This window comes from Pseudomonas saudiphocaensis, from assembly GCF_000756775.1.
GTDB lineage: Bacteria > Pseudomonadota > Gammaproteobacteria > Pseudomonadales > Pseudomonadaceae > Stutzerimonas > Stutzerimonas saudiphocaensis.
Genome location: NZ_CCSF01000001.1, coordinates 766,958 through 790,435 on the forward strand (window position 1 = coordinate 766,958; position 23,478 = coordinate 790,435).

20 protein-coding genes are annotated in these 23,478 nt (G+C 60.5%); 8 read left to right on the forward strand and 12 right to left on the reverse strand.

The window, feature by feature from the left end:
• Positions 1-169: 169 nt before the first annotated feature.
• The gene (gene sohB, locus BN1079_RS03635) at positions 170-1,195 is read left to right on the forward strand and encodes a protease SohB (protein ID WP_037022369.1); all 1,026 of its coding nucleotides are present in this window, start codon (positions 170-172) and stop codon (positions 1,193-1,195) included.
• 17 nt (positions 1,196-1,212) lie between these two features.
• A complete protein-coding gene (locus BN1079_RS03640) occupies positions 1,213-2,205 on the forward strand; it encodes a YhdH/YhfP family quinone oxidoreductase (protein WP_037022372.1) in 993 nt (330 codons plus the stop codon).
• 325 nt (positions 2,206-2,530) lie between these two features.
• Here the strand turns inward: BN1079_RS03640 and BN1079_RS03645 are convergent, their stop codons facing one another.
• The 3 genes from BN1079_RS03645 to BN1079_RS03655 all read right to left on the reverse strand — a co-directional run bounded on the left by BN1079_RS03645 (position 2,531) and on the right by BN1079_RS03655 (position 5,242).
• Positions 2,531-3,031, reverse strand: coding sequence for a DUF934 domain-containing protein (locus BN1079_RS03645; protein WP_037022375.1), 501 nt, complete (start codon positions 3,029-3,031; stop codon positions 2,531-2,533).
• Positions 3,015-4,673 (reverse strand): nitrite/sulfite reductase, encoded by a 1,659-nt coding sequence (locus tag BN1079_RS03650; RefSeq protein WP_037022377.1) that lies wholly within the window; start codon positions 4,671-4,673, stop codon positions 3,015-3,017. The genes BN1079_RS03645 and BN1079_RS03650 overlap by 17 nt, the downstream gene beginning before the upstream one ends.
• 350 nt (positions 4,674-5,023) lie before the next feature.
• Positions 5,024-5,242 (reverse strand): DUF2970 domain-containing protein, encoded by a 219-nt coding sequence (locus BN1079_RS03655; RefSeq protein WP_037022378.1) that lies wholly within the window; start codon positions 5,240-5,242, stop codon positions 5,024-5,026.
• 173 nt (positions 5,243-5,415) lie between these two features.
• On the opposite strand from BN1079_RS03655, the gene BN1079_RS03660 reads away from it, so the two are divergent.
• Positions 5,416-6,483: a class I SAM-dependent methyltransferase gene (locus BN1079_RS03660; RefSeq protein WP_037022379.1), complete on the forward strand. Its 1,068-nt coding sequence runs from the start codon at positions 5,416-5,418 to the stop codon at positions 6,481-6,483.
• 9 nt (positions 6,484-6,492) lie between these two features.
• On the opposite strand, the gene BN1079_RS03665 is transcribed toward BN1079_RS03660, so the two are convergent.
• Complete coding sequence (locus tag BN1079_RS03665; protein ID WP_037022381.1) at positions 6,493-6,909, reverse strand: hypothetical protein; 417 nt, start codon at positions 6,907-6,909, stop codon at positions 6,493-6,495.
• A gap of 171 nt (positions 6,910-7,080) precedes the next feature.
• Between BN1079_RS03665 and rloA2 the strand changes: the two genes are divergently transcribed.
• On the forward strand, positions 7,081-7,590 hold the full coding sequence (rloA2, locus tag BN1079_RS03670) for a retropepsin-like aspartic peptidase RloA2 (protein ID WP_037022382.1): 510 nt from the start codon (positions 7,081-7,083) through the stop codon (positions 7,588-7,590).
• A gap of 28 nt (positions 7,591-7,618) precedes the next feature.
• Here the strand turns inward: rloA2 and BN1079_RS03675 are convergent, their stop codons facing one another.
• Genes BN1079_RS03675 through BN1079_RS03685 form a run of 3 tightly spaced genes read right to left on the reverse strand, consistent with a single transcriptional unit; the run spans position 7,619 to position 11,211 of the window.
• On the reverse strand, positions 7,619-8,932 hold the full coding sequence (locus BN1079_RS03675; RefSeq protein WP_037022383.1) for a leucine-rich repeat-containing protein kinase family protein: 1,314 nt from the start codon (positions 8,930-8,932) through the stop codon (positions 7,619-7,621).
• A 54-nt stretch (positions 8,933-8,986) separates the two neighbouring features.
• Positions 8,987-10,024: an RNA methyltransferase gene (locus BN1079_RS03680; protein WP_037022385.1), complete on the reverse strand. Its 1,038-nt coding sequence runs from the start codon at positions 10,022-10,024 to the stop codon at positions 8,987-8,989.
• A gap of 41 nt (positions 10,025-10,065) precedes the next feature.
• Complete coding sequence (locus BN1079_RS03685) at positions 10,066-11,211, reverse strand: MFS transporter (RefSeq protein ID WP_037022386.1); 1,146 nt, start codon at positions 11,209-11,211, stop codon at positions 10,066-10,068.
• 251 nt (positions 11,212-11,462) lie between these two features.
• Here BN1079_RS03685 and BN1079_RS03690 point away from each other — a divergent pair, with 251 nt between their 5' ends.
• Both BN1079_RS03690 and BN1079_RS03695 read left to right on the forward strand, forming a co-directional pair.
• Complete coding sequence (locus BN1079_RS03690) at positions 11,463-11,765, forward strand: DUF1883 domain-containing protein (protein WP_037022387.1); 303 nt, start codon at positions 11,463-11,465, stop codon at positions 11,763-11,765.
• A 27-nt stretch (positions 11,766-11,792) separates the two neighbouring features.
• Complete coding sequence (locus tag BN1079_RS03695; RefSeq protein ID WP_081950802.1) at positions 11,793-12,704, forward strand: DMT family transporter; 912 nt, start codon at positions 11,793-11,795, stop codon at positions 12,702-12,704.
• On the opposite strand, the gene BN1079_RS03700 is transcribed toward BN1079_RS03695, so the two are convergent.
• From BN1079_RS03700 to metH, 5 genes are all read right to left on the reverse strand, one after another.
• A complete protein-coding gene (locus BN1079_RS03700; protein ID WP_037022389.1) occupies positions 12,701-13,225 on the reverse strand; it encodes an AAA family ATPase in 525 nt (174 codons plus the stop codon). The genes BN1079_RS03695 and BN1079_RS03700 overlap by 4 nt on opposite strands.
• Positions 13,222-13,785 (reverse strand): nicotinamide riboside transporter PnuC, encoded by a 564-nt coding sequence (pnuC, locus tag BN1079_RS03705; protein ID WP_037022390.1) that lies wholly within the window; start codon positions 13,783-13,785, stop codon positions 13,222-13,224. Before pnuC ends, BN1079_RS03700 begins: the two co-directional genes overlap by 4 nt.
• A gap of 108 nt (positions 13,786-13,893) precedes the next feature.
• Complete coding sequence (locus tag BN1079_RS03710) at positions 13,894-14,250, reverse strand: DUF6968 family protein (protein ID WP_037022391.1); 357 nt, start codon at positions 14,248-14,250, stop codon at positions 13,894-13,896.
• A gap of 24 nt (positions 14,251-14,274) precedes the next feature.
• Positions 14,275-14,595, reverse strand: coding sequence for a DUF5629 family protein (locus BN1079_RS03715; RefSeq protein WP_037022393.1), 321 nt, complete (start codon positions 14,593-14,595; stop codon positions 14,275-14,277).
• A gap of 11 nt (positions 14,596-14,606) precedes the next feature.
• Entirely contained in the window at positions 14,607-18,317 is a 3,711-nt protein-coding gene (gene metH, locus BN1079_RS03720; RefSeq protein ID WP_037022394.1) for a methionine synthase, read from the reverse strand.
• A gap of 295 nt (positions 18,318-18,612) precedes the next feature.
• Between metH and BN1079_RS03725 the strand changes: the two genes are divergently transcribed.
• Both BN1079_RS03725 and BN1079_RS03730 read left to right on the forward strand, forming a co-directional pair.
• A complete protein-coding gene (locus BN1079_RS03725) occupies positions 18,613-20,886 on the forward strand; it encodes a fatty acid cis/trans isomerase (protein ID WP_037022395.1) in 2,274 nt (757 codons plus the stop codon).
• A gap of 284 nt (positions 20,887-21,170) precedes the next feature.
• Positions 21,171-23,372, forward strand: a complete 2,202-nt coding sequence (locus BN1079_RS03730; RefSeq protein ID WP_037022396.1) for an OsmC domain/YcaO domain-containing protein — start codon at positions 21,171-21,173, stop codon at positions 23,370-23,372.
• Positions 23,373-23,478: the final 106 nt, after the last annotated feature.

The window sequence follows — 23,478 nt, forward strand, 5'->3', positions numbered from 1 at the left end:
GAACCCAGATTTTCGCGAGGGTAGGGAGAACCATGAAGAGTGTCAACGAAAAATCATACGTTTGTTTGAATTGCCCGATGCTGGCTCCATCGCCCTTGCGGTCGGTATGCTTGGCCAGTTCGAGTCTCGCCGGGTTTCGCTGGCGCCATACGTAATCCGAGGAGGGTCTGTGGAGTTTCTTGCTGACTATGCAAGCTTTCTGTTGAAAACCGTAACGCTGGTAATCGCGGTTGTGATGGTGCTGGTGGCAATCGCTTCGCTGCGACGTGGCCGCGGCAAACCTGCGGGTGGCCATCTGGAAGTGCACAAGCTCAACGACTTCTACAAGTCCATGCGCGAGCGCCTGGAGCAGTCGCTGATCGATAAGGACCAGCTCAAGCAGCAGCGCAAGCGCGAAGCAAAAGCGGCGAAGCTGGCCAAGAAGAATCCGCAGAACCGACCTCGTGTGTTCGTCCTGGATTTTGACGGTGACATCAAGGCGTCCGCAGTAGAGAGCATGCGTCACGAGATCACCGCGCTGCTGACCTTGGCAACGCCACAGGATGAGGTGGTGCTACGTCTGGAAAGCGGTGGCGGCATGGTGCACGGCTATGGCCTGGCGGCATCGCAGCTGGTGCGCATCCGCGACGCCGGGGTGCCGTTGACGGTCTGCGTGGACAAAGTGGCGGCCAGCGGCGGTTACATGATGGCTTGCATCGGGCAGAAGATACTCAGTGCACCCTTCGCCATACTCGGTTCCATTGGTGTGGTGGCGCAGCTGCCCAATCTTCACCGTCTGCTCAAAAAGCATGAAATCGACTACGAAATGCTGACCGCAGGTGAGTACAAACGCACCCTGACGGTATTTGGCGAAAACACCGAGCAGGGCAGGGAGAAGTTCCAGGAAGACCTGGAAACCACCCATGAACTGTTCAAGAACTTCGTTTCGCGCTACCGCCAGCCGCTTGATATCGATGAGGTGGCCACCGGCGAGGTCTGGCTGGGCGTCTCGGCGCTTGAGAAGCGTCTGGTCGATGAACTCAAGACCAGCGACGAGTACCTGGCTGCACGTTCGCAGGAGGCGGACCTGTTCCAGCTGCACTATGCAGAGAAGAAAAGCCTGCCCGAGCGATTCGGTATGGCCGCGGGCTCAGTGATGAGCCGTGGGCTGCTCAAGGTCTGGAGCCGGCTTAACGAACAACGATTCTGGCAATAACAATTACGGGGTAACTAATGACTGGTTTCAAAGCACTGCAAGTCAGCGAAAACGCCGAAGGCCGTTTTATTACCCAGGTGGTCGAGCGCAACACGGCCGACCTTCCCGCCGGCGAGGTGCTGATTCGCGTCAGCTATTCATCGCTCAACTACAAGGATGCGCTCTCTGCCAGCGGCAATCGTGGCGTGACTCGCAACTATCCGCATACGCCCGGCATTGATGCCGCTGGCACTGTGGCCGAGTCCAGTGTCGCTGAGTTCGCTCCCGGCGATGAGGTGATCGTCACCGGCTACGACCTGGGAATGAACACCGCCGGTGGTTTCGGCCAGTACATCCGCGTGCCGGCTGCCTGGGTGATCAAGCGCCCCAGCGGTCTTTCTCTGCGTGAGGCAATGATTCTCGGCACTGCAGGCCTGACCGCCGCGCTGTGCGTCGACAAGCTGGAGCAGGCAGGGCTGGAACCCGGCGAGGCGCCCGTGCTGGTCACAGGGGCTACCGGAGGCGTCGGCAGTATTGCTGTAATGCTCCTTGCCCGGCTCGGTTACAAGGTCGCGGCAGTCACTGGCAAGGCCGATCAGGCGGAGTTTCTGCAGGGCCTTGGCGCCAGCCAGGTGGTCGAGCGCAGTGCGTTGCAGGCCGGAGTGGAGAAGCCGCTGCTTAAGGAGCAATGGGCCGGTGCCGTAGACACGGTGGGCGGCGATATTCTGTTCAACGTGGTCAAGTCGTTGCAGCGTGGCGCTAGCGCCGCCTGTTGCGGGCTGACCGCTGGTGTCGGCTTCCAGGCCAGCGTGCTGCCATTCATCCTGCGTGGTGTCAATTTGCTGGGTGTCGACTCGGTGGAAATCCCGCTGGTTGTCAAAGCTTCCATGTGGGACAAGCTGTCCCTGCAATGGAAACTGCCGGACCTGGATACTTTGGTGCAGGAAATTGCTTTGGATGAGCTGCCCGCAGCGATCGAGCGTATCCTGGCCGGCCAACAGGTGGGGCGCATGCTGGTCCGCCTCGACTGAGCCTGCGGTGAGCCTGAACTATAAGGGCTATAGTTATTGTCGATTCGCCTGTTGTGATCGATTGAGAGAAGCTAACGCCACTCCCAACGCAACAACAGGAATCGACATGAAAACACTGGTAAGGAAAATCCGGGAAACCTTCGCCTCCAAACAGTCCGAACAGGTGCCCTCAGGCGATCATCCAAACTTCTGGATGTACCAATAAGAAAAACCCGCCGAGGCGGGTTTTTCTTTGGCTGGCTTCTGCGTGTTTTCCAGCAGGGCTTCAGCTTGTAAAAGCAAAAGCTCGTGGCCAAGGCCACTCCTACGGGTTTGCTATGGTTGCTCAGCCCTGGCGGCGTCGGAACAGCGGCAACGGATCATCCACGCCAGCCTGATAGGTGACGGAGAAGTCCTTCAGGCCTTGCAGAGCATCATAGGGGTCGCGATCCGGGCGTACGGCAAAGGCATCAAAGCCACAGCGGCGCATATAGAACAACTGGTCACGCAGGACATCGCCAATCGCGCGAATCTCGCCCTTGTAGCCATAGCGCTCTCGCAGCAGGCGCGCGCTGGAGTAGTGGCGACCGTCGGTGAAGACCGGGAAGTTGAGCGCCACGACCTGGAAATACTGCAGATCATCAGCAATCTCTTCCACGGCTTCATCGGCGTCGAGCCAGATGCCGAGCCCGCCATCGCGAGCTTTCAGCGCGTGGGCGTGTTCGCGCCACAGCTGTAGAGGCACGAGCAGGTCGTCGCAGTTGGACAGCTCTTCCAGCGTCACCTCTTTGGGCAGCAGGTGCCAGCTTTCGTCGATGACCTGCTCGCCTTTAATGATTCGCTGCATAGACGCGCTCCTTGAAGGGGTCGATGCCGATGCGGCGGAAGGTGTCGAGAAACTGTTCATCTTCTGTACGCTGCTCCACATAAACGTCGATGATCTTTTCAATTACGTCGGGCATCGCATCCTGAGCAAAGGACGGGCCGAGAATCTGACCCAGGCTTGCGTCGCGGCCCGAGCTGCCGCCGAGGGAGACCTGGTAGAACTCCGCGCCTTTCTTGTCCACGCCGAGAATGCCGATATGACCAACATGGTGGTGACCACAGGCGTTCATGCAGCCGGAGATGTTCAGATCCAGATCACCGATGTCGAACAGGTAGTCCAGGTCCTCGAAGCGGCGCTGGATGGCTTCGGCGATAGGGATCGACTTGGCGTTTGCCAGCGAGCAGAAATCTCCACCGGGGCAGCAGATGATGTCGGTCAACAGGCCGATGTTCGGTGTGGCCACTCCGAGCTCGCGCAGCTCGTGCCACAGCTCGAACAGACGCGATTGTTCGACGTCGGCGAGGATCATGTTCTGCTCGTGGGAGTTGCGTACTTCACCAAAGCTGTAGCGGTCGGCCAGATCAGCGATCATGTCCATCTGCTTGTCGGTGACATCGCCGGGCGCAACGCCAGTGCTCTTCAGTGACAGGGTGACGGCGGCATAGCCGGGCTTCTTGTGTGCCACCACGTTGCGCTGACGCCAGCGGGCAAAGCCGGGGTGCTCGGCGTCCAGCTGGGCGAGGGCTTCGGTCTGGTCTTCCAGCACCTTGTAGGTCGGATCGACAAAGAACTTGCTGATGCGCTCGACCTCAGCCTCGGTCAGCGTGTTGGGGCCGTCCTTGAGGTATTCCCACTCGGCCTCGACGCGCTCGGCGAAGACTTCCGGCGTGAGCGCCTTGACCAGAATCTTGATGCGCGCCTTGAACTTGTTGTCGCGACGGCCATAGCGGTTGTACACACGCAGGATGGCATCGAGATAGGTCAGCAGATGCTGCCAGGGCAGGAATTCGTTGATGAAGCTGCCAACGATGGGCGTACGGCCCAGGCCGCCACCAACGGATACGCGGAAGCCCAGCTCGCCGGCTTCGTTCTGTACCGCTTCAAGGCCGATATCGTGAACTTCAATTGCCGCGCGATCGCTTACTGCGCCGTTGACGGCGATCTTGAACTTGCGCGGCAGGAAGGCAAATTCCGGGTGGAAGGTCGACCACTGACGGATGATCTCGCACCAGGGACGGGGATCGACCAGTTCATCCTTGGCCACGCCAGCGAACTGGTCGGTAGTAGTGTTACGAATGCAGTTGCCGCTGGTCTGGATTGCGTGCATCTGCACCGTGGCCAGCTCGGCCAGAATATCCGGTACGTCCTCAAGCTGCGGCCAATTGAACTGCACGTTGGTCCGAGTGCTGATGTGGGCATAGCCCTTGTCGTAGTTGCGTGCGATCTCCGCCAGTTTGCGCAACTGGGTGGAGGACAACAGGCCGTAGGGCACTGCAACACGCAGCATTGGCGCATAACGCTGGATGTACAAGCCATTCTGCAGGCGCAGTGGCAGGAGCTCGGCATCGGTGAGTTCGCCGGCTAGGTAGCGGCGAATCTGATCGCGGAACTGATGTACGCGGTCTTCGATGATGTGTTGGTCGTACTGGTCATAAACGTACATGGGGGGTCCTGTCTACAGCTTGTCGCGCGCACGGCCGCGCACCCAGTGAGGGAAGGGCGGCACGATACCAGTTCCTGGTTATGCGCAAAAGTGATGTTTGGGAATATGTTTAGAACCAAATGGTGCTTTTTGGGTATTTGGACAGCCGGAAGTGGTGGGCCTTGCAGGGTTGGTCTTAACTGTTCTGCAGGTAAGGTCGAAGAAAGGAAAAGAACATGGGCGAACACTCCAACCGCGGCAACGATAGCAGGGCGGATGCCACCGCCATTCTTGTACTGATCCTTCTTGCAGTGGCAACTGCGGTATTTTGGGTCAGCCAGCAGTAGTCGGCTGCTCAAGCCCTCGTACTGTCATATCCCTGCCAGATAAAGCACCAGTTTTACGACACCAAGTATCACCAGAATAAACAGCAGGGTAAAAGCCAGACCCAGCGCGATGAAGTGCGCGGGTTTGCCCTGATCGAAATCCCGTGCGCGATTCTTGCCACTCTGCACCCCCAGTGCACCCGCCAGGATGCTTTGCAGCATCTGCCTGAGCGTAAGCGCCTTGCGTTCCTGCTTGTCACTCATGGTTTACCTCGAAACAATAAATGTGTTTAGCAGGAGTCTAGTCATGGAATGCGCTCCATGGACTGGGCATCATGCGCCGCGCTCGCCGTGATCAGTATCGAGAGCTGGTGACTGCGTGTTTGCACGCTGCGGTTGTTTTCCGCAGGGTCTCATTCAGGCAAGGAGATGCACTTTTGAGTCATTACGATCTGGACCCCCTGACAGCTCTGCAGGCCAAGGAGCAGGCACAAAAACTGGCGTTTGCACCGGTGGCTTTCCAGGCGGCGCGCAGCCTTCTAGAGCTGGGCATTCTGGCAATGCTCGACGAGGCCGGTACCCAGGGGCTGACAGCGAAGCAGGTGGCCGCCGGCAGTGGAGTATCCGAGTACGGCGTAAAGGTGCTGCTGGACATGGGCTTGAGTGCGCTGATCGTAACCTGTCAGGGCGATGCCTACCGGCTGGCACGCATCGGTCATTTTCTGCTGCACGATGCGATGACGCGCATCAACATGGATTTCACCGCCGACGTCTGTTACCGAGCGATGACGCATCTAAGCGCGGCCATCCGCAACGGTCGCCCTGAAGGCCTGAAAGAGCTGGGCGATTGGCCGAACATCTATGAAGGTCTGGCTCAGCTGCCTGAGCCGCCGCGGCAGAGCTGGTTTGCCTTTGACCATTACTACAGTGACCAGGCTTTTCCCGAGCTGCTCAAGCGAGTGTTCGCTCGCAAGCCCAAACGTATCGTCGATATCGGCGGCAATACCGGCCGCTGGTCATTGCAGTGTTGCGCTCATGACTCTGAGGTCGAAGTCACCATCGTGGATTTGCCACGTCAGCTTGCCCTGGCAATGGAAAACGCTCGCGAGCAGGGCTTCGCCGACCGGATTCACGGCCATCCGATGAATATCCTCGACGAAAGCCAGGCGCTGCCCGAGAACGCCGATGTCTGGTGGATGAGCCAGTTTCTCGATTGCTTCTCGCCCATGGAGATCCTGCGCATTCTGCGTCGGGTTCGCGCTGCCATGCGGCCGGAAGCCAGCGTCTACATTCTGGAACTGTTCTGGGACCGCCAGCAGTTCGAAGCGGCGGCTTACAGCCTCAATGCCACTTCGCTGTATTTCACCTGTCTGGCCAACGGCAACAGCCGCTTTTATCGCAGTGACGACTTCCTGGCCATTGTCGAGGAGGCCGGTTTTGCTATCGACGAGCAAGTCGACGGCATCGGGCTGGGGCACACGCTGCTGCGGCTAAGCGCAGTTTGAGCTTGCACTTCAACGGTTGCCCTTGAACCAGTCCCACAAGCCCAGGGAATGGTTGGGCAGCAGGTCGATGCCCAGAGCGGATTTCAGAACATAGAGCGCGACAAAACCCAGCAGCGCGGAGAAGAACAGGAACAGCGTAATCGCGCCCGCCTTGGCTGCCATCGAAAGCTTTTCCTGTGCGCGTGACAGGTTGCGCTTGTTGCGGCCGCCAATCACCACGAAATAGTACTGGGTTCGCCAGAGCGAGAAGGTTCCGCGCAGGTCCAGCTTGTGCCGTGCCCAGGAACGAGTGGCGAGCGCACTGCGCAAGCCGCGTAGCTGTTCGTCGGAGAAGCTGTCACGCAGCTCTTCGGGGAGCCGCTGCTTCAGCCCGATCACGAAGGGGTCGTGCTCGAGAGTGCTTTGGGTCGAGTCGGGTGGGGTCATGGTGAGGCCGGATGCTGAAAAAGGAGTGAATAATAGCGGTGGGGCCGGATGTTTACGCTCGGTATCGGATAAATCGTGACCCACGAACGAAACGTTTTGTAAGGGGATGGATTGAACGCAACGGCAGGATGGCTATCGATAGTGTCCACTATCAGCATGAAGGAGCCTGTTTTGTCTCGCGTTCTTTTTCTTACCGGGTTGTTGGCGCTTCCTGCATTTGCCGCTGAACCCGTTCTGTACGGCCGTTACGAACACATCAAGGTTGAAGAGATTGGCAAGGTCCTGCCTGCCAAGATGGACACCGGGGCCATGACCGCATCGCTGTCGGCGCGCGATATCGAACGCTTTCAGCGCGACGGTGAAGACTGGATTCGCTTCCGTTTGGCCGTTGAAAACGCCGACGACACGCTCTACGAAATGCCTCTGATCGGTGTCAGCCAGATCAAGTCGCGCGCCGAAGAGCTGGATGAGGTCGATCTCGACGGTGAGCCGCCCCGGGTCGAACGTCCGCTGATCAGCATGCAGCTGTGCATTGGCAGCGAACTCCGTGAGACCGAGGTAAACCTCACTGATCGCAGCCATTTCAGCTACCCGCTGCTGATCGGCGCCAAAACCATCCGCGATCTGGGCGCTGCAATCGACCCGGCGGATAAATACACCGCAGGCCAGCCGACCTGCTGATACAGCGCAGGCGTTCGCGCCGTAGACCCTAGCCGATCGCCTGCAGAGCCTGGGCCAGACTGATGAAGTCAGGGCGCTCTGCGGGGCTGCCCAGGCACTGGTGCTTGAGGCGGGTCATTTGCTTCAGGCGCGAGTCGTTAGCGCTGTCGCAACGATCCAGCAGTTCTTCCAAGAGATAGCCGAACGCCCTTGCTTCAAGTCGCTGCAACTTCCGCCCCTGCTCGCTAAGCGGGTCGTGAAAAGAAGCGGCACCGAAGTCGCTCAGCAAGGGTTTTCCCGAGGGATCGACAAGCAGGTTGTGCCCATAAAGGTCGCCATGAAGAATGCCGCGCCCATGCAGGTGCGTGATGGCATTGGCCACCCCGGCAGCGATGCGCACAGCCTGATCGACGGTAAAGCGTTGCTGCGGCGCATAGCAGTCTCGCGTGCAGCTGGCGAGCGATGGCGGGTCAGCGAGTACCTGGAAGACGGGATCGATCAGCTCCATCAGCAAACCTGGCGGAGCCTCTTCCTGCTCAGCCAGGGGCCCGGCTACTCGAACCAGATTGGAGTGCTCGCCGGCTGCAATGCATGCCGCCATTTCGCTGTGGGGCAGGCCATCGCTGGTCAGGCTGCCCTTGAACAGTTTGACGGCCATTGCCCTGGCTGGTTGGTGAGGGGCTTGCCAAGTGGCGCCATGGATCACGCCTGAAGCGCCCTGGCCAATTACCTCGCCCAGAGCCAGCTGATCACGTTGAATCGGCGGCACAGGGTGTTGCGCCAGCACCTCGGCTTCCATGGCGTCGCTAAAAGGATTGCCGGCAAAGGCGAGCCAGCTCAGACGCGGCATATCCAGCAGCCAGTCGGGCAGTTCCGGCAGCTGGTTGGCTGCGATGCGCAACAATTCCAGTTGATGGCAGTTGGCGAGCGACGCCGGCAATGACTGCAGGCGATTGCCGGCCAGCATCAGCTTCTGCAATCGCTCGCAGTGTCCGATTTCCTCTGGCAGTTGTTCAAGCCGGTTATCGGTGAGGATCAGCCAGCGCAGTTTCGGCGGCAGCGCTGCGGCAGGCAGGTGGCGGATACGATTGGCCTTGAAGCCCACCATTTCCAACGCGCTGCACTGGCCCAGGATCGCCGGGACTTCCTCGAAGGCGTTGTCGGAACAGAACAGGATGCGCAGCTTCTTCAGCCGTGGCAGGTTATCCGGCAGGCTCGAAAGCTGGTTGCCGGAGAGATTGAGTACTTCCAGGCTGTCGGCCAGATCGAAGATTTCTTCGGGAAACTGCGTCAGGCCGGCCGAGAGATCGAGTCGGCTGATGCCTGAAAGCTCGCCGCGCTGGAGCCGTTCCAAGGTGTGCATATCGGTTCTCGTCAGAATGGGTCCGTTAAGACCGGCAGCGGCGCAGGTGGTGCCTCAAGCGCTGGCAATTTTTCTCGGTCCCTTGCGGGCGCGTTCGGCACGGGCACGCAATTGGCCGCAGCCGCCATCGATATCCTGGCCAGCGGAGTTGCGTACCTTGGTCAGCACGCCGTTTTCGTGCAGGTAGCGCATGATCTGGTGAATGCGGTCCGTGCTGGGCCGCTTGTAGGCGTCATCGTCCAGGCTGTTGTAGGGGATGACGTTCATGATGGCGAACTTGCCCCTGAGCAGCCGGATGATGCCGTCCATTTCCGCCTGGCTGTCGTTGATCCCTTCGAGCAGCGTCCATTGGTACTGGATCGGATAGTCCACCAGCCGCGCATAGGCTTCGCCCAACTCGACCAGCTCTGCCGGATCGATCTTCGGCGCACGGGGCAGCAGCGCCTCGCGCAGCGTTGCATCGGTGCTGTGCAGCGACAGTGCCAGAGCTGGCTTGATCTTCTGTTGTGGCAGTTGCTCGAAAATCCTCGGATCACCCACGCTGGAGAAAACCAGGTTCTTGTGTGCAATGCCGCCTTCGCTGCCCAGCAGATTGATGGCTTCGAGCACGTTGTCGAGGTTGTGTGCCGGCTCGCCCATGCCCATGAACACCACTTTTTTCACCGGGCGAAAACGGCGGGCGAGGGCAACCTGAGCGACGATCTCCGCGCTACCTAGCTGGCGTAGCAGGCCGCTCTTGCCTGTCATGCAGAACACGCAGCCCACCGCACAGCCGATCTGGCTGGAAACGCACAGACCGCCACGCGGCAGCAGCACGCTCTCTACCATCTGGCCGTCGGCCAATGCCACTAACAGCCGGGCGGAACCGTCCGCTGCCGGATGTTCGGAGCTCAAACGTGCCAGCCCCTCCACCACCGTGCTGACCGCAGGCAGGCCATTGCGTACCGACAGGGGCAGGAAGTCTTCGCTTTTCTGGTGGCGAATACCTGCGTCCAGTGGCTGGCCCTGGAGCCAGGCACGGGTCATCCGGCCAATGTGTACGGGCTTGGCGCCAATGTCGGCCAGTTGTTGGTGGATGTGGGGAATACGCATAGGGCGCGCATTCTATGCGCGCAGCGGGCGGCCCGCCAGATTCATTCGGCGAAACGGCGGCTGCCCAGGACCAGCCCGGCGAGCATCAGGGCAACCAGACCGAACGCCAGAGTTAGTGACGCGTAGTGGGCGACCAGGCCCATCAGTGCCGGACCGGCCAGTACCCCGGCAAAGCCGATGGTGGTGGCGGCAGTCACGGCCTGGTGTACCGGCATGATCTGCTGCCGGCTCAGCGAGGAAATCAGCACTGGCGAGACGTTGGCACAGCCCAGCCCGCACAGCCCGTAGCCCAGCAACGCGAACGCCCAATGTTCCGTGAACAGCCCTATGGCAATGCCGACGGCGGCGAGCAAACCGCCCAGGCTGATTACCCGCGCCGTACCCAGGGCATGGATCAGCGGGGCGCCGGTGAAGCGGGCGATGGTCACCATCAGCGCAAAACTGGCGTACCCCAGACCGCCCAAGGCCGTATCCAGGGCTTTCCGTTCGGTCAGATACAGTGCGCTCCAATCCAGCACGGCGCCCTCTGCCAGATACACGACGAAACACAGGGCGCCGGCCAGCAAAACCATGCCTGTGGGCCGGACAAACGCCATGCCACCCGCAGGCGCGCGGTCACGCAGAAAGCCGCGAGCTACCAGCAGATTGGCCAGCACAATCAGGGCCATCATCAGCAGCGTGCCGGTTTCTGGAGCCAGCCCAAGGCTTAGCGCAAGGGTCAAGGCCAGCGCACCGCAGATCGAGCCCAGGCTGAACATGCCGTGAAAGTTGGACATGTGACGCCTGCCGGTCTCGCGCTCAATAAGTACGCCCTGAATGTTCAGCACCACATCGATAACGCCCAGGCTACCGCCGAGACAGAACAGCGCCAGGCCCAGGACCCAGATCGAATCGGTCAATGCCACCGCAGCAAGGGCCAAAGCCAGGAATGCGACGCTGGCAAGCACCACCGGCCGTATCCCGTGACGGTTCACCAGCACCCCCGAGAGCGGCATCCAGCTCAGCGAGCCGATGCCAATGCACAACAGCAGCGAGCCGAATAGCGCATCGCTCATCTCGATACGTCCACGCACATAGGGCACCAGGGGCGCCCAGATGGATAGCCCGAAGCCCGCCATGAAAAAACCAACGCGGGTAGCGTTGCGGGCCGCAGGAGATGCGGCATCGGCGGAGCAGGGGGCGGACATGGCATGACCTCGAAAAAAGCGCGGCGCATTATCTATGAATTCAGGTCGCAAGAACTGGTGCAACCTGCTTTCCAACAACAGGTCCTAAGCTGACAGCCGCCGAGCCAGATACCGTGCATGAAGGATCTGTGGTCGTTTCACCACGTCCGCGCCGGCTCGGCCCTTCGGGTTGCGCAGCAACGCGGATTGCGCTGATACGGCAACAGCCCCTAATCTTCCGCCTTTCCCAGCAATGCGGTCCGGAGCGGTACATGAAGTTCATTCACCAACGCGAACACCTCAATGAAGATGACTATGTGATCATCGAGTGCTCGCAGCCCTGCAATATTCGCCTGATGAACGACAAGAACTTTCGCAGCTTCAGAAATGGCGGACGTCATGCCTACCACGGCGGTGCGTTCGACAAGTTTCCGGCAAAGATCAAAGTCCCCAACACCGGTTTCTGGAACATCACCATCGACACCGTAACGCGTCGGGCCATCAGCGTGACCCGCAAACCGGCGTTGACCCATAGCATCAAGATCGTACGCAACTCACCTTCGGAACTGCGATAACTCCTGTCCACCCTTATCTCGACGCCTATGCCTGAAACGACCTCGCGCACTACGCTGGCCCATCTCGGCATGCTGCTGTGGGCGGCGTTCGTCGGCCTGTCGTTTCCGGCGGTTGGCCTGCTCGGTGAAGGCCTGCCGCCGTTGCTGCTGACCTGTATGCGTTTCACCATCGCGGCCCTGGTGCTGGCGCCGCTGGCGTGGAAGCAGAGCGAAGGCCTGCCGAGGGTCTCGACCCTGTTGCTCTACGCGCTGATGGGGCTGTGCCTGGCCGGCTTCTTCGGCACCATGTTCTGGGCCGCGCATCGAGTCACTGCCTTATCCATGGCGACGCTGTTCGTCAGCGTGCCGTTACTGGCCTACTGCCTGGGGCGCGGTTTGGGCGTCGAGCAACCGGCAGGCCGGCTGCTGGCGGTTCTTGCCCTGGGCGCCAGCGGCGCGCTGGGCCTGGCCTGGGCGGAAAACGGCGGCAACTTCGCCGGCATGCAGCTGGGGCTGGGCGAGCTGGGGTTCTTTTTCGGCTGTGTGGCGTCAGCGCTCTATCCGGTATTGAGCAAATGGGGGCTGGCCCGTGGCGTGCTGCCGAAGCAGGCCGGGCTGCGTACCTTCTGGAGCCTGGTTTGCGGTGCTGTCCTGATCGGTTTGATGGGGCTGTTCTGGGAATCACCCGGGACGTTGCTGAGAATGAACCTTCTGGACCTGCTGCTGGTGACCTATCTGGGCGTATTTTCCAGCGCCATGACCTTTTTCCTGCAGCAACGTGCTACCTCGGTGCTGACGCCCGGTGCCGTCACGGCCTACAGCTATCTGGTGCCCTTTGTCTCGATGCTGTTGCTGTTCTTCGACCAGCCGGCCCGAATGGGCTGGCACTGGGCGCCGGGTGCCTTGCTGGTGGTGGTTGCCATCGTGCTGTTGCTGCGGCAGGAACCAGCCAGCCGCTAAATGCCCAACAGCGCGCGGGTATGCGAAAACGCTTGCCGCTCACGCTCAGCCCAGTCACCGCCGATTTCCACAAAGGGCTGACAATGTGTCCTCAGCCAGGCCCGGCAATCGTCGTAGAACCTCAGCCGCTCAGCCAGATCCGGCTGGCAGCGCTGCCCATCGTCATGCCAGTCGGTGCCCTCAGGTGACAGCAGCAAGTGCTGATGGTAGGGCCGCTGCAGCAGCTCGTCCTCCAGCCAGGCGGGGTAACTGCCGAACAGCGTCTGGCTCCAGAGCATATTGCTCAGCAGATGCGTATCGAGGATCAACAGGTGTGGCGCTTGCTGACGCGCGGCGTCCTCAAGTGCCAGCTGGCCGCGGGCGATGGTGGGAATGTCCGCCAGGCAGGTGTCCCGCTGCTCGGTGTCGATGAAGTCACGCACGTACTCGCCCACCAGCAAACCGCCAAAATGCTGTTGCAGACGCGCACCCAGCCAGCTTTTGCCGGCGGACTCAGGCCCGGTGAGCACCAATACCTTCATCGCGCGATTACCAGTACCTGACGCCATTCACGCAGCCCCATGATCGCGAGCAGGGTGAACAGTCCATAAAGCCCTGCGGTAAGCCAGTAGTCCTGCCAGGCGAAGAACCCCACGTAGAGCACATCAACGACTATCCACAGCAGCCAGCACTGCACGCGTTTGAGCGCCATTCCGAGCTGCGCCAGCAGGCTGAAGGCCGTCAGCGTGGCGTCGGGCCAGGGAAACTGGGCATCGGTATAGCGCGCCATCAAGGCACCCAATAGCACCGCGACCAGTGCGGCAACGGCAAGGCCAATCAGTACTTCCTGGGCGCTCGCGCAACTGACCTTTCGCCCGCCCCGACCTGTGTCGCCTCGCGTCCACTGCCACCAGCCGTATAGCTGCAGCAGGGCGAACACCGCGTGCAGCAGAACCTGGGAGAACAGTTTCGCCTCGAAAAAGAACCAGGCGTAGAGCGATACCATTACCAGCCCGATGGGCCAGCACCATGGATTTTGGCGGACGGTTAGCCATACGGCGATGACGCCGAGGGTTGAGGCGATGATTTCCAGAACAGACATGAGTGGCTCGGTTGAACGGTGAGTGACTTGGCATCGGATCACCGCGACGTGATCCCGCTGCAAGTAAGGAAAAGACGACTCAAGGGGTGAGGGTTTGCTCCAGCAGCTTCAGCAGCTTTCCTCGATCTGCCTGTCGCCGTAGGACTGCAGCAGCATGGGAAAGCCGGCCTGCCAGTAGTCATCATCCAGCCAGTTCAGGCGCTCGCCGCATTGCTCCAGCTTGTCGCGGATCGAGACTGAAACCAGCTGTAAGGTCTGCAGGGCATCGATACCGAATACCCGGTGCTGTATCGGCGTTTGCAGCCCTTCGATCAGGTAAGGGCAGGCCCAGTCCCAGCCGTCGCCGATATGCACCGGCTGGCCGATAGAAATCGTCACGTCACCACCGGTTTCGGTATGCAGGGTACGCTGCGCGATCACCGTTCCCAGGGGCACGGATGGAGGTGCTTCATATTCATCCTGCATGCCGGCCCCCTAGATCCCGCAACTTCAGTCGTCGCCTTCGGCACCGATGGCTGCGAAGCATCTGATCACATGATCGCCTTCCAGTTGCCAGCTGTCGTCTTCGGGCTGATACAGCGCTTCCATTACCTGGTTGTAGCTGAACTGCCATTGCCGGCGCTCGCGGCCATCAACGGCCTCGATGCGCAGGACGGTCGCTTCACTGGCAAAGGGCTGGTCGGCCTCGGCAGCCGCTTCAGCCTCATCGAGCAGCGGCTCGTCGAGGCTGAAGTCGCTGGCATGCAGGCCGTCGATCTCCAGCATGTCAGCGGTTTCCAGTTGGTCCAGCAGATAGAGCGTGTCGGTCATGGGGGCTCCAATCAGATGTCGTAACCCAGGTTCGGCATCAGCCAGCGTTCACTGACTTCGATGTCCTGTCCCTTGCGCTGCGAGTAGCTTTCGATCTGGTCCTTGTCGACTTTGCCAACGGCAAAATACTGCGCCTTGGGGTGGGCGAAATACCAGCCACTGACGGCGGCAGTGGGGAACATGGCGTAATGCTCGGTAAGGAACACGCCGCTGGTCCCGGCCTTGTTGAACTCGGCGGCAGGGTCGAGAAGGGCGAACAGGGTCTTCTTCTCGGTGTGATCGGGGCATGCCGGATAGCCCGGGGCAGGGCGGATGCCCTGGTACTGCTCACGGATCAGCTCCTCGTTGCTCAGCTGCTCGTCCTTGTCATACCCCCAGTGTTCCTTGCGCACGCGTTCGTGCAGCCATTCGGCACAGGCTTCGGCCAGGCGGTCGGCCAGTGCCTTGACCATGATCGAGTTGTAGTCGTCGCCGGCGTCCTGATAGGCCTTGGCCACTTCTTCGGCGCCGATGCCGGCGGTGCAGATGAAACCGCCGACGTAATCGGTGATGCCGCTGTCCTTGGGCGCGACGAAGTCGGCCAGGCTGAAGTTCGGCTTGCCGTCGGTCTTCACCGTTTGCTGGCGCAGGTGGTGCAGTGTGGCGAGTCGTTCGCCATTGTCGCCGTAGACTTCCAGGTCATCGTGGGCGACCTGGTTGGCCGGCCAGAAGCCCAGCACCGCGCGAGCCTTGATCAGTTTCTCGTCGATCAGCTTGTTCAGAATGACCTGGGCATCGTTGAACAGGTTGCTGGCGGCTTCACCTACCACCTCGTCCTCGAAGATGCGCGGGTACTTTCCGACCAGATCCCAGGAAATGAAGAACGGCGTCCAGTCGATGTAATCCACCAGTGTGCGCAGGTCGATATCGTCCAGCACCCTGGCGCCGGTAAAGCTCGGCTTCACCGGTGCGTAATCGGCCCAGTCGAACTGCGGCTTGGCCTCGATGGCCTGGGCATAGCTCAGGCGCTGAGTACGGGAGGCACGATTCGCCGTGCGCTCGCGGATCATGGCGTACTCTTCGCGAATCTTGCTGGTGTAGTCCGGCTTCATTTCCTTCGACAGCAATGTCGTGGCCACACCCACGGCGCGCGAGGCGTCGGTGACATAGACCACCGCATCATTCTTGTAATGCGGGTCGATCTTCACCGCCGTATGCGCCTTGGAAGTGGTGGCGCCGCCGATCATCAGGGGCAGAGTGAAACCCTGGCGCTGCATTTCACGGGCGACATGGACCATTTCATCCAGCGAAGGAGTGATCAGGCCGGAGAGGCCGATGATGTCGCATTTTTCCTCAATGGCGGTCTTGAGGATCTTGTCCGCCGGCACCATCACGCCGAGGTCGACAATGTCGTAGCCGTTACAGCCCAGCACCACGCCGACGATGTTCTTGCCAATATCGTGCACATCGCCCTTGACCGTGGCCATGAGGATCTTGCCCTTGGCTTCCGGCTTGTCGCCTTTTTCCGCTTCGATAAAGGGAATCAGATGAGCGACGGCCTGCTTCATCACCCGGGCGGACTTGACCACCTGGGGCAGGAACATCTTGCCCGAGCCGAACAGGTCGCCGACCACGTTCATGCCGGCCATCAGCGGGCCTTCGATGACCTCGATGGGACGCGCGCACTGCTGGCGGCATTCCTCGGTGTCTTCAACGATAAAGGTAGTGATGCCCTTGACCAGCGCGTGCTCCAGACGCTTTTCCACCGGCAACGAGCGCCACTCCTCGTTTTCCACTTCCTTGACGGCGCCGCCGCCGCGGTAGTCCTCGGCGATGGCCAGCAGCGCCTCGGTGCCATTGGCATTGCGATTGAGCACCACGTCCTCGACGGCGTCACGCAGCTGCTTGGGAATCTCGTCGTAGATTTCCAGCTGGCCGGCGTTGACGATACCCATGGTCAGGCCGTTGCGGATTGCATGCAGCAGGAATACCGAGTGAATCGCCTCGCGTACCGGGTTGTTGCCACGGAAGGAGAAGGACACGTTGGATACGCCGCCGGAGGTCAGCGCATACGGCAGCTCATCGCGGATATAGGCGCAGGCCTCGATGAAGTCCACCGCGTAGTTGTTGTGTTCCTCGATGCCGGTGGCGATGGCGAAGATGTTCGGGTCGAAGATGATGTCTTCCGGCGGGAAGCCCACCTCGTTGACCAGAATGTCGTAGCTGCGCTTGCAGATTTCCTTCTTGCGCGCGGCAGTATCGGCCTGGCCAACCTCGTCGAAGGCCATTACCACCACGGCGGCGCCGTAGCGCTTGCATAGCTTGGCGTGTTTCTTGAACTCCTCGACGCCTTCCTTCATGGAGATCGAGTTGACGATGCCCTTGCCCTGAATGCACTTCAGGCCCGCCTCGATCACCTCCCATTTGGAGGAGTCGATCATGATCGGCACACGGGAAATGTCCGGCTCGCCGGCGATCAGGTTGAGGAAGCGCACCATCGCCGCCTTGGAGTCGAGCATGCCCTCGTCCATGTTGATGTCGATTACCTGGGCGCCGGCTTCCACCTGCTGCAAGGCCACCTCCAGTGCCTCGGTGTAGTTTTCCTCACGGATCAGCCGGGCAAAGCGGGCGGAACCGGTGATGTTGGTGCGTTCGCCGACGTTCACGAACAGCGAGTTGCGGTCGATGGTGAACGGTTCCAGGCCGGACAGTCGGCACGCCTTGGGAATATCCGGGATGACTCGCGGCTGGTACTTGGCCACGGCTTCGGCAATGGCCTGGATATGCGCCGGGGTCGTGCCACAGCAGCCGCCAATGATGTTGAGGAAGCCGCTGGCGGCGAACTCCTCGACGACTACCGCCATTTCCTCCGGGCTTTCATCGTATTCACCGAACGCATTCGGCAGGCCGGCGTTGGGGTGCGCGGAAACGTGGGTATCGGCCTTGTTGGCGAGTTCTTCCAGGTAAGGCCGCAGTTCCTTGGCGCCCAGCGCACAGTTCAGGCCGACCGAGATGGGCTTGGCGTGGCGCACCGAGTTCCAGAAAGCTTCGGTGGTCTGGCCGGAGAGGGTGCGGCCGGAGGCATCGGTGATGGTGCCGGAAATCATGATCGGCAACTCGAAGCCCAGCTCGTCGAAAACGCCTTGAACGGCAAAGATCGCCGCTTTTGCGTTGAGGGTGTCGAAGATCGTTTCGATCAGGATCAGGTCTGCGCCGCCTTCGATCAGGCCGCGGGTCGCTTCGCTGTAGTTCTCCACCAGCTCGTCGAAGGTAACGTTGCGAAAGCCCGGGTCGTTGACGTCCGGCGACAGCGAGCAGGTGCGGCTGGTCGGGCCAAGGACGCCGGCAACGAAGCGAGGGCGATCAGGGGTCTCCAGGGTCTTGGCGTCGCAGACCTGGCGCGCCAGGCGTGCCCCTTCGACGTTCAGCTCGTATGCCAGCGACTCCATGCCGTAATCGGCCTGGGAAATGCGGGTGGCGTTGAATGTGTTGGTTTCAAGAATGTCGGCGCCGGCATCCAGGTAAGCCTTCTCGATGCTGCTGATGACATCGGGGCGGCTGAGGATCAGCAGGTCGTTGTTGCCTTTGACATCCCGCGGCCAGTCAGCGAAGCGCTCGCCGCGATAATCGGCTTCCTCCAGCTTGTAGCTCTGGATCATCGTGCCCATGCCACCGTCGAGAATCAGGATGCGCTCCTGGAGCGCTTGCTGGAGGGCCTGGAGACGGTCGTTACGATTGGACATTGGACTACCTGAAGAAGCGGATTACGAAGGGTGCGAATGATAGCAAGGCTGCATGTTTTTTGATCGCTCGCGATTTTGCATGAGTAAGATTCATGTTCGCGGACGTCCGGTACGCGCGTCGGCGACAGATGACGGAAGCTACCTGGCGGGCCCATCGATATGCAGGGCCGAACTTGTTTCGGCCGCCTGTGGGGCCAAGGCCGAACAAGTTCGGCCCTACGTTGATGACTTCTGCGGCGTTAGCCTGGACACGGCAGGTTGGCTACCATGCCGGCTGTTTTTCAGGAGCTGTCCCATGAAGCGTCACGCCATTCTTGCAGGGCTGCTGTTGGCTGCATGTGGTCTTGTTCGTGCTGAAAGCCTGTCTTACCAGCGCGATATACAGCCGATCTTCACTGCCAAGTGCGTGGCTTGCCATGCCTGCTACGACGCGCCCTGCCAGCTCAACCTGGGCAGCGATGCCGGTGTGCTGCGCGGCGCCAGCAAGCTGCCGGTGTACAACGGCACCCGCAGCGAGGCGCAGATGACCACACGTCTCCATATGGATGCCCATGGGGAGGCCGCATGGCGCCAGCGTGACTTCCATTCAGTGTTGGCACCTGCGGACAGCCAGGCTGCGCTGCTGGCGCGGATGCTGGAGCTGGGAAAAGCCGATCCCTTGCCGCCCAACAGCAAGCTGCCGGCCACTCTGGATATCAGCATCAACCGCGAAAACCAGTGCCCGATGCCCAGTGAATTCGACGCCTATGCGGAGGCCAACCCGCACGGCGGAATGCCCTTCGCGGTAACGGGGCTTGAAGACGCCGAATACACGGTTTTGCAGAACTGGATCGAGCAGGGTGCGCCGATCGACCTGAAGCCATTGCAGCCCTCGGCCAGCGAAGCCAGGCAGATCGCCGAATGGGAAGCGATGCTCAATGCTCCGGGCGACCGGCAGGCCCTGGTCAGCCGCTGGCTCTATGAGCACCTGTTCATCGCCCATCTGTATTTCGACGACGGCAACAGCGGTCGTTTCTTCCAGCTGGTGCGTTCGCGCACGCCTGCCGGCCAGCCGGTGGATGTGATCGCCACGCGCCGCCCCAACGATGATCCGGGCCGGTCATTCTTCTACCGAATTCGTCCGGTGGAGGGTGTGATCGTGCACAAGACGCATATCACCTATCCCCTCGATTCACGGAAACTGGCCCGGGTGCAGGAGCTGTTTTTCGGTGAAGACTGGGCGCTCGATGCGCTTCCGGGGTATGGCACCTATCATCGCGCAAACCCCTTCCACACCTTCCAGGCGATCCCGGCACGATCGCGCTATCAGTTCATGCTGGATAACGCCGAGTATTTTGTCCGCACCTTTATCCGGGGCCCCGTGTGCCGCGGGCAGATCGCCACGGACGTGATCCGCGACAATTTCTGGGTGCTGTTTCAGGACCCGCAGCACGATCGCTATCTGACCGACCTCGACTACCAGCGCCAGACCACGCCATTGCTGGCCATGCCGGGGCAGATCGACAACCTCAGCGGGCTGATGAGCTTCTGGCGCATTTATCAGGAAAAACGCAACCAGTACGAGAAGCTGCGCAAGCAGGCCTACACCGAGACGCCGGCCCGCTGGGACCATATCTGGAGCGGCAACGACGATGCGCTGCTCAGCGTGTTTCGCCAGCACGACAGCGCTTCGGTCAGAAAGGGCCTGATCGGCGAGATTCCGCAGACGCTCTGGTGGATGGACTTCCCGCTGCTGGAACGCACCTACTACCAGCTGGTGGTGAATTTCGACGTATTCGGCAATGTCTCGCATCAGGGCCAGACGCGACTGTATTTCGATCTGATCCGTAATGGCGCTGAATTGAATTTTCTGCGCTTGCTGCCGGCCGATTCGCGCCAGGCGATTCTCGATGACTGGTACGACAGAAGCGGCCAGCTCAAGCTATGGCTGGCTTATACGAAGATCGACACGGCCACAGCGACGACCCTGCAGCTGCAGCACGACCCCCTGAAGAGCTTCGCCTGGCAGCTGCTGCAGCGTCATGCGGAGATCAACGTCAGCCCTGACCCCATCAATCGCTGCCGCACCAGCCACTGCTATCACCAGCTGCAGAGCGTTGCGCGACAAGCCACCGAGCAGGCGTTGAGCCGACTGACCAATCGTGTTGCGGCCAGCCTGAAGGTCATTGACTGGTTACCCGAGGCGACCATGCTGCGGGTCGAGCATGATGACGAGCCGCGAGCCATCTACAGCCTGCTGCGCAACCGGGCGCACACCAATGTGGCGTTCATGTTCGGCGAGGCCTACCGCTACAAGCCGCGCATGGACACCCTGACGGTGTATCCCGGTGTGCTCAGTAGCTACCCCAACTTCATCTTCAGCATGAACGCCAGGGAAGTGCCGGCGTTTGTCGCTGCCATGGAGCAGGTGAAGGACCAGGTGGCCTTCGAGCGCATCGTTGAGCGTTGGGGCATACGCCGTACCCATCCGGATTTCTGGGCGCATTTCAACGACCTGACACGCTACCTCCATGAAACCGATCCGGTAGAAGCGGGCGTGCTGGATATGAATCGTTACCAGAACCTCTAAAAGGCTCGCGGCCAAGGCCGCTCCTACAGGTGAACCCCGAGGGGCTTGGCCGCTTTTTGTAGGAGCGAACTTGTTTGCGAGCTTTTGATCGGGGCGCCCTCGCAGCGAAAGAAGAGAGCTCGCCAAAAATCAAAAGCTTCGCGCCGGGGGCGTCGCTCCCACGGAAGCCAGCCGCCGTGCTCGCGGCGCATTTAATCGGGACATTCTGAAAACACAGCCTTTTCTGCGGGCAAAACCGGGATAATGCCGGCCAATTTTTTCTGGTTCGTATTCTGGTATCTCCCATGGAAATCAAGGTCAACTTTCTCGACAACCTCCGACTTGAAGCCAAGTTCGATGACTTCACGGTGGTGGCCGATCAGCCTATCCGCTACAAGGGCGACGGCTCGGCTCCGGGACCGTTTGACTACTTCCTGGCTTCCTCGGCGCTGTGTGCGGCCTATTTTGTAAAGCTCTACTGCCAGACTCGCGGCATTCCCACCGAAAACATTCGCCTGTCGCAGAACAACATCGTCGACCCGGAAAACCGCTACAAGCAGATCTTCAAGATCCAGGTCGAGCTGCCGGCGGATATTTCCGACAAGGACCGCCAGGGCATCCTGCGTTCCATCGATCGGTGCACGGTGAAAAAGGTCGTTCAGACCGGGCCGGAGTTCGTCATCGAGCAGGTAGAGAGCCTCGACGCCGATGCCCAGGCCCTGCTGCTGCCGAATATCGGCTCGCAGGCCACGCATATCCTGGGCAAGGATCTGCCGCTGGAACAGACCATTGCCAACTTGTCCGGGCTGCTCGCCGGCCTGGGCATGAAGATCGAGATTGCTTCATGGCGCAATATCGTGCCCAACGTCTGGTCGCTGCATCTGCGCGATGCGCATTCGCCGCTGTGCTTTACCAACGGCAAGGGCGCGACCAAAGAAAGCGCGCTGGCGTCGGCGCTGGGTGAGTTTCTTGAGCGACTGAATTTCAACTTTTTCTACAACGACCAGTACTGGGGCGAGGACATCGCCAATGCGGCGTTCGTGCATTACCCGGAAGAACGCTGGTTCAAGCCGGGTCGCAAGGATGCGCTGCCGGCAGAAATACTCGACGACTACTGCCTGTCGATCTACAACCCCGAGGGCGAGCTGCGTGGTTCGCACCTGTACGACACCAACTCTGGCAACGTCGAGCGCGGCATCTGCTCGCTGCCCTATGTACGTCAGTCGGACGGCGAGGTGGTCTATTTTCCCTCCAACCTGATCGAAAACCTCTACCTAAGCAATGGCATGGCGGCGGGCAATACCCTGGCCGAAGCGCAGGTGCAGTGTCTGTCGGAGATATTCGAGCGTGCGGTCAAGCGCGAGATCATCGAAGGCGAAATTGCGTTGCCGGACGTGCCCCATGAAGTGCTGGCGAAATATCCCGGCATTCTGGCCGGCATCCAGGGGCTGGAAGAGCAGGGCTTCCCGGTACTGGTCAAGGACGCTTCGCTGGGCGGGCAGTTTCCGGTGATGTGCGTCACCCTGATGAACCCACGTACCGGCGGCATTTTCGCTTCGTTCGGTGCGCATCCCTGCTTCGAAGTGGCGCTGGAACGCAGCCTGACCGAACTGCTGCAAGGTCGCAGCTTCGAGGGCCTAAACGACCTGCCGCAGCCGACCTTCGAGAGCCAGGCGGTGACCGAGCCGAACAACTACGTGGAGCACTTCATTGATTCCAGCGGCGTGGTGTCCTGGCGTTTCTTCAGTGCCAAGGCCGATTACGAGTTCGTCGAGTGGGATTTTGCTGCCGAGGGACCGAATGCCAATGCCGAGGAGGCCGCGACCCTGTTCGGCATCCTCGAAGAGATGGGCAAGGAGGTCTACATGATGGTGCGCGAGGACCTAGGCGCCACGGCCTGCCGCATCCTGGTGCCGGGCTACTCGGAGGTCTATCCGGTGGACGATCTGATCTGGGACAACACCAACAAGGCGCTGTTTTTCCGCGAGGACATCCTCAACCTGCATAGCCTCGACGACGACAGCCTGCAGGCACTGGTCGAGCGCCTGGAAGACAGCGAGCTGGATGACTACAGCGACATCGCCACCCTGATCGGCATCGACTTCGATGACAATACGGCTTGGGGACAGCTGACCATCATGGAGCTGAAACTGCTGATCTACCTTGCCCTGCAGCGCTTCGAGGAGGCGAAGGACCTGGTGGAGGCCTTCCTGCAGTACAACGACAACACTGTGGAGCGCGGCCTGTTCTATCAGGCGTTGAACGCGGTACTGGAAGTGCATCTGGACGATGAACTGGAACTGGCCGATTTCGAAGCCAACTTCCGGCGGATGTTCGGCGACCCGCGCATGGACGCGGTGATCGGCTCGGTGGACGGCAGCGTACGTTTTTACGGCCTTACGCCTACCAGCATGAAACTGGAAGGCCTCGACCGACACCTGCGACTGATCGACAGCTTCAAGAAGCTGCACGGCGCGCGGGCCAGAGCTGCGGGTTTGGCGGGATGATTTCACAGGGCTGAAGGACCATCCCTGTGGGAGCGGGGCCACGCCCGCGAGCTCTTGGTTTTTGCCATTAAAGCTCGCGGGCATGAGCCGCTCCTACGGGTTTTAA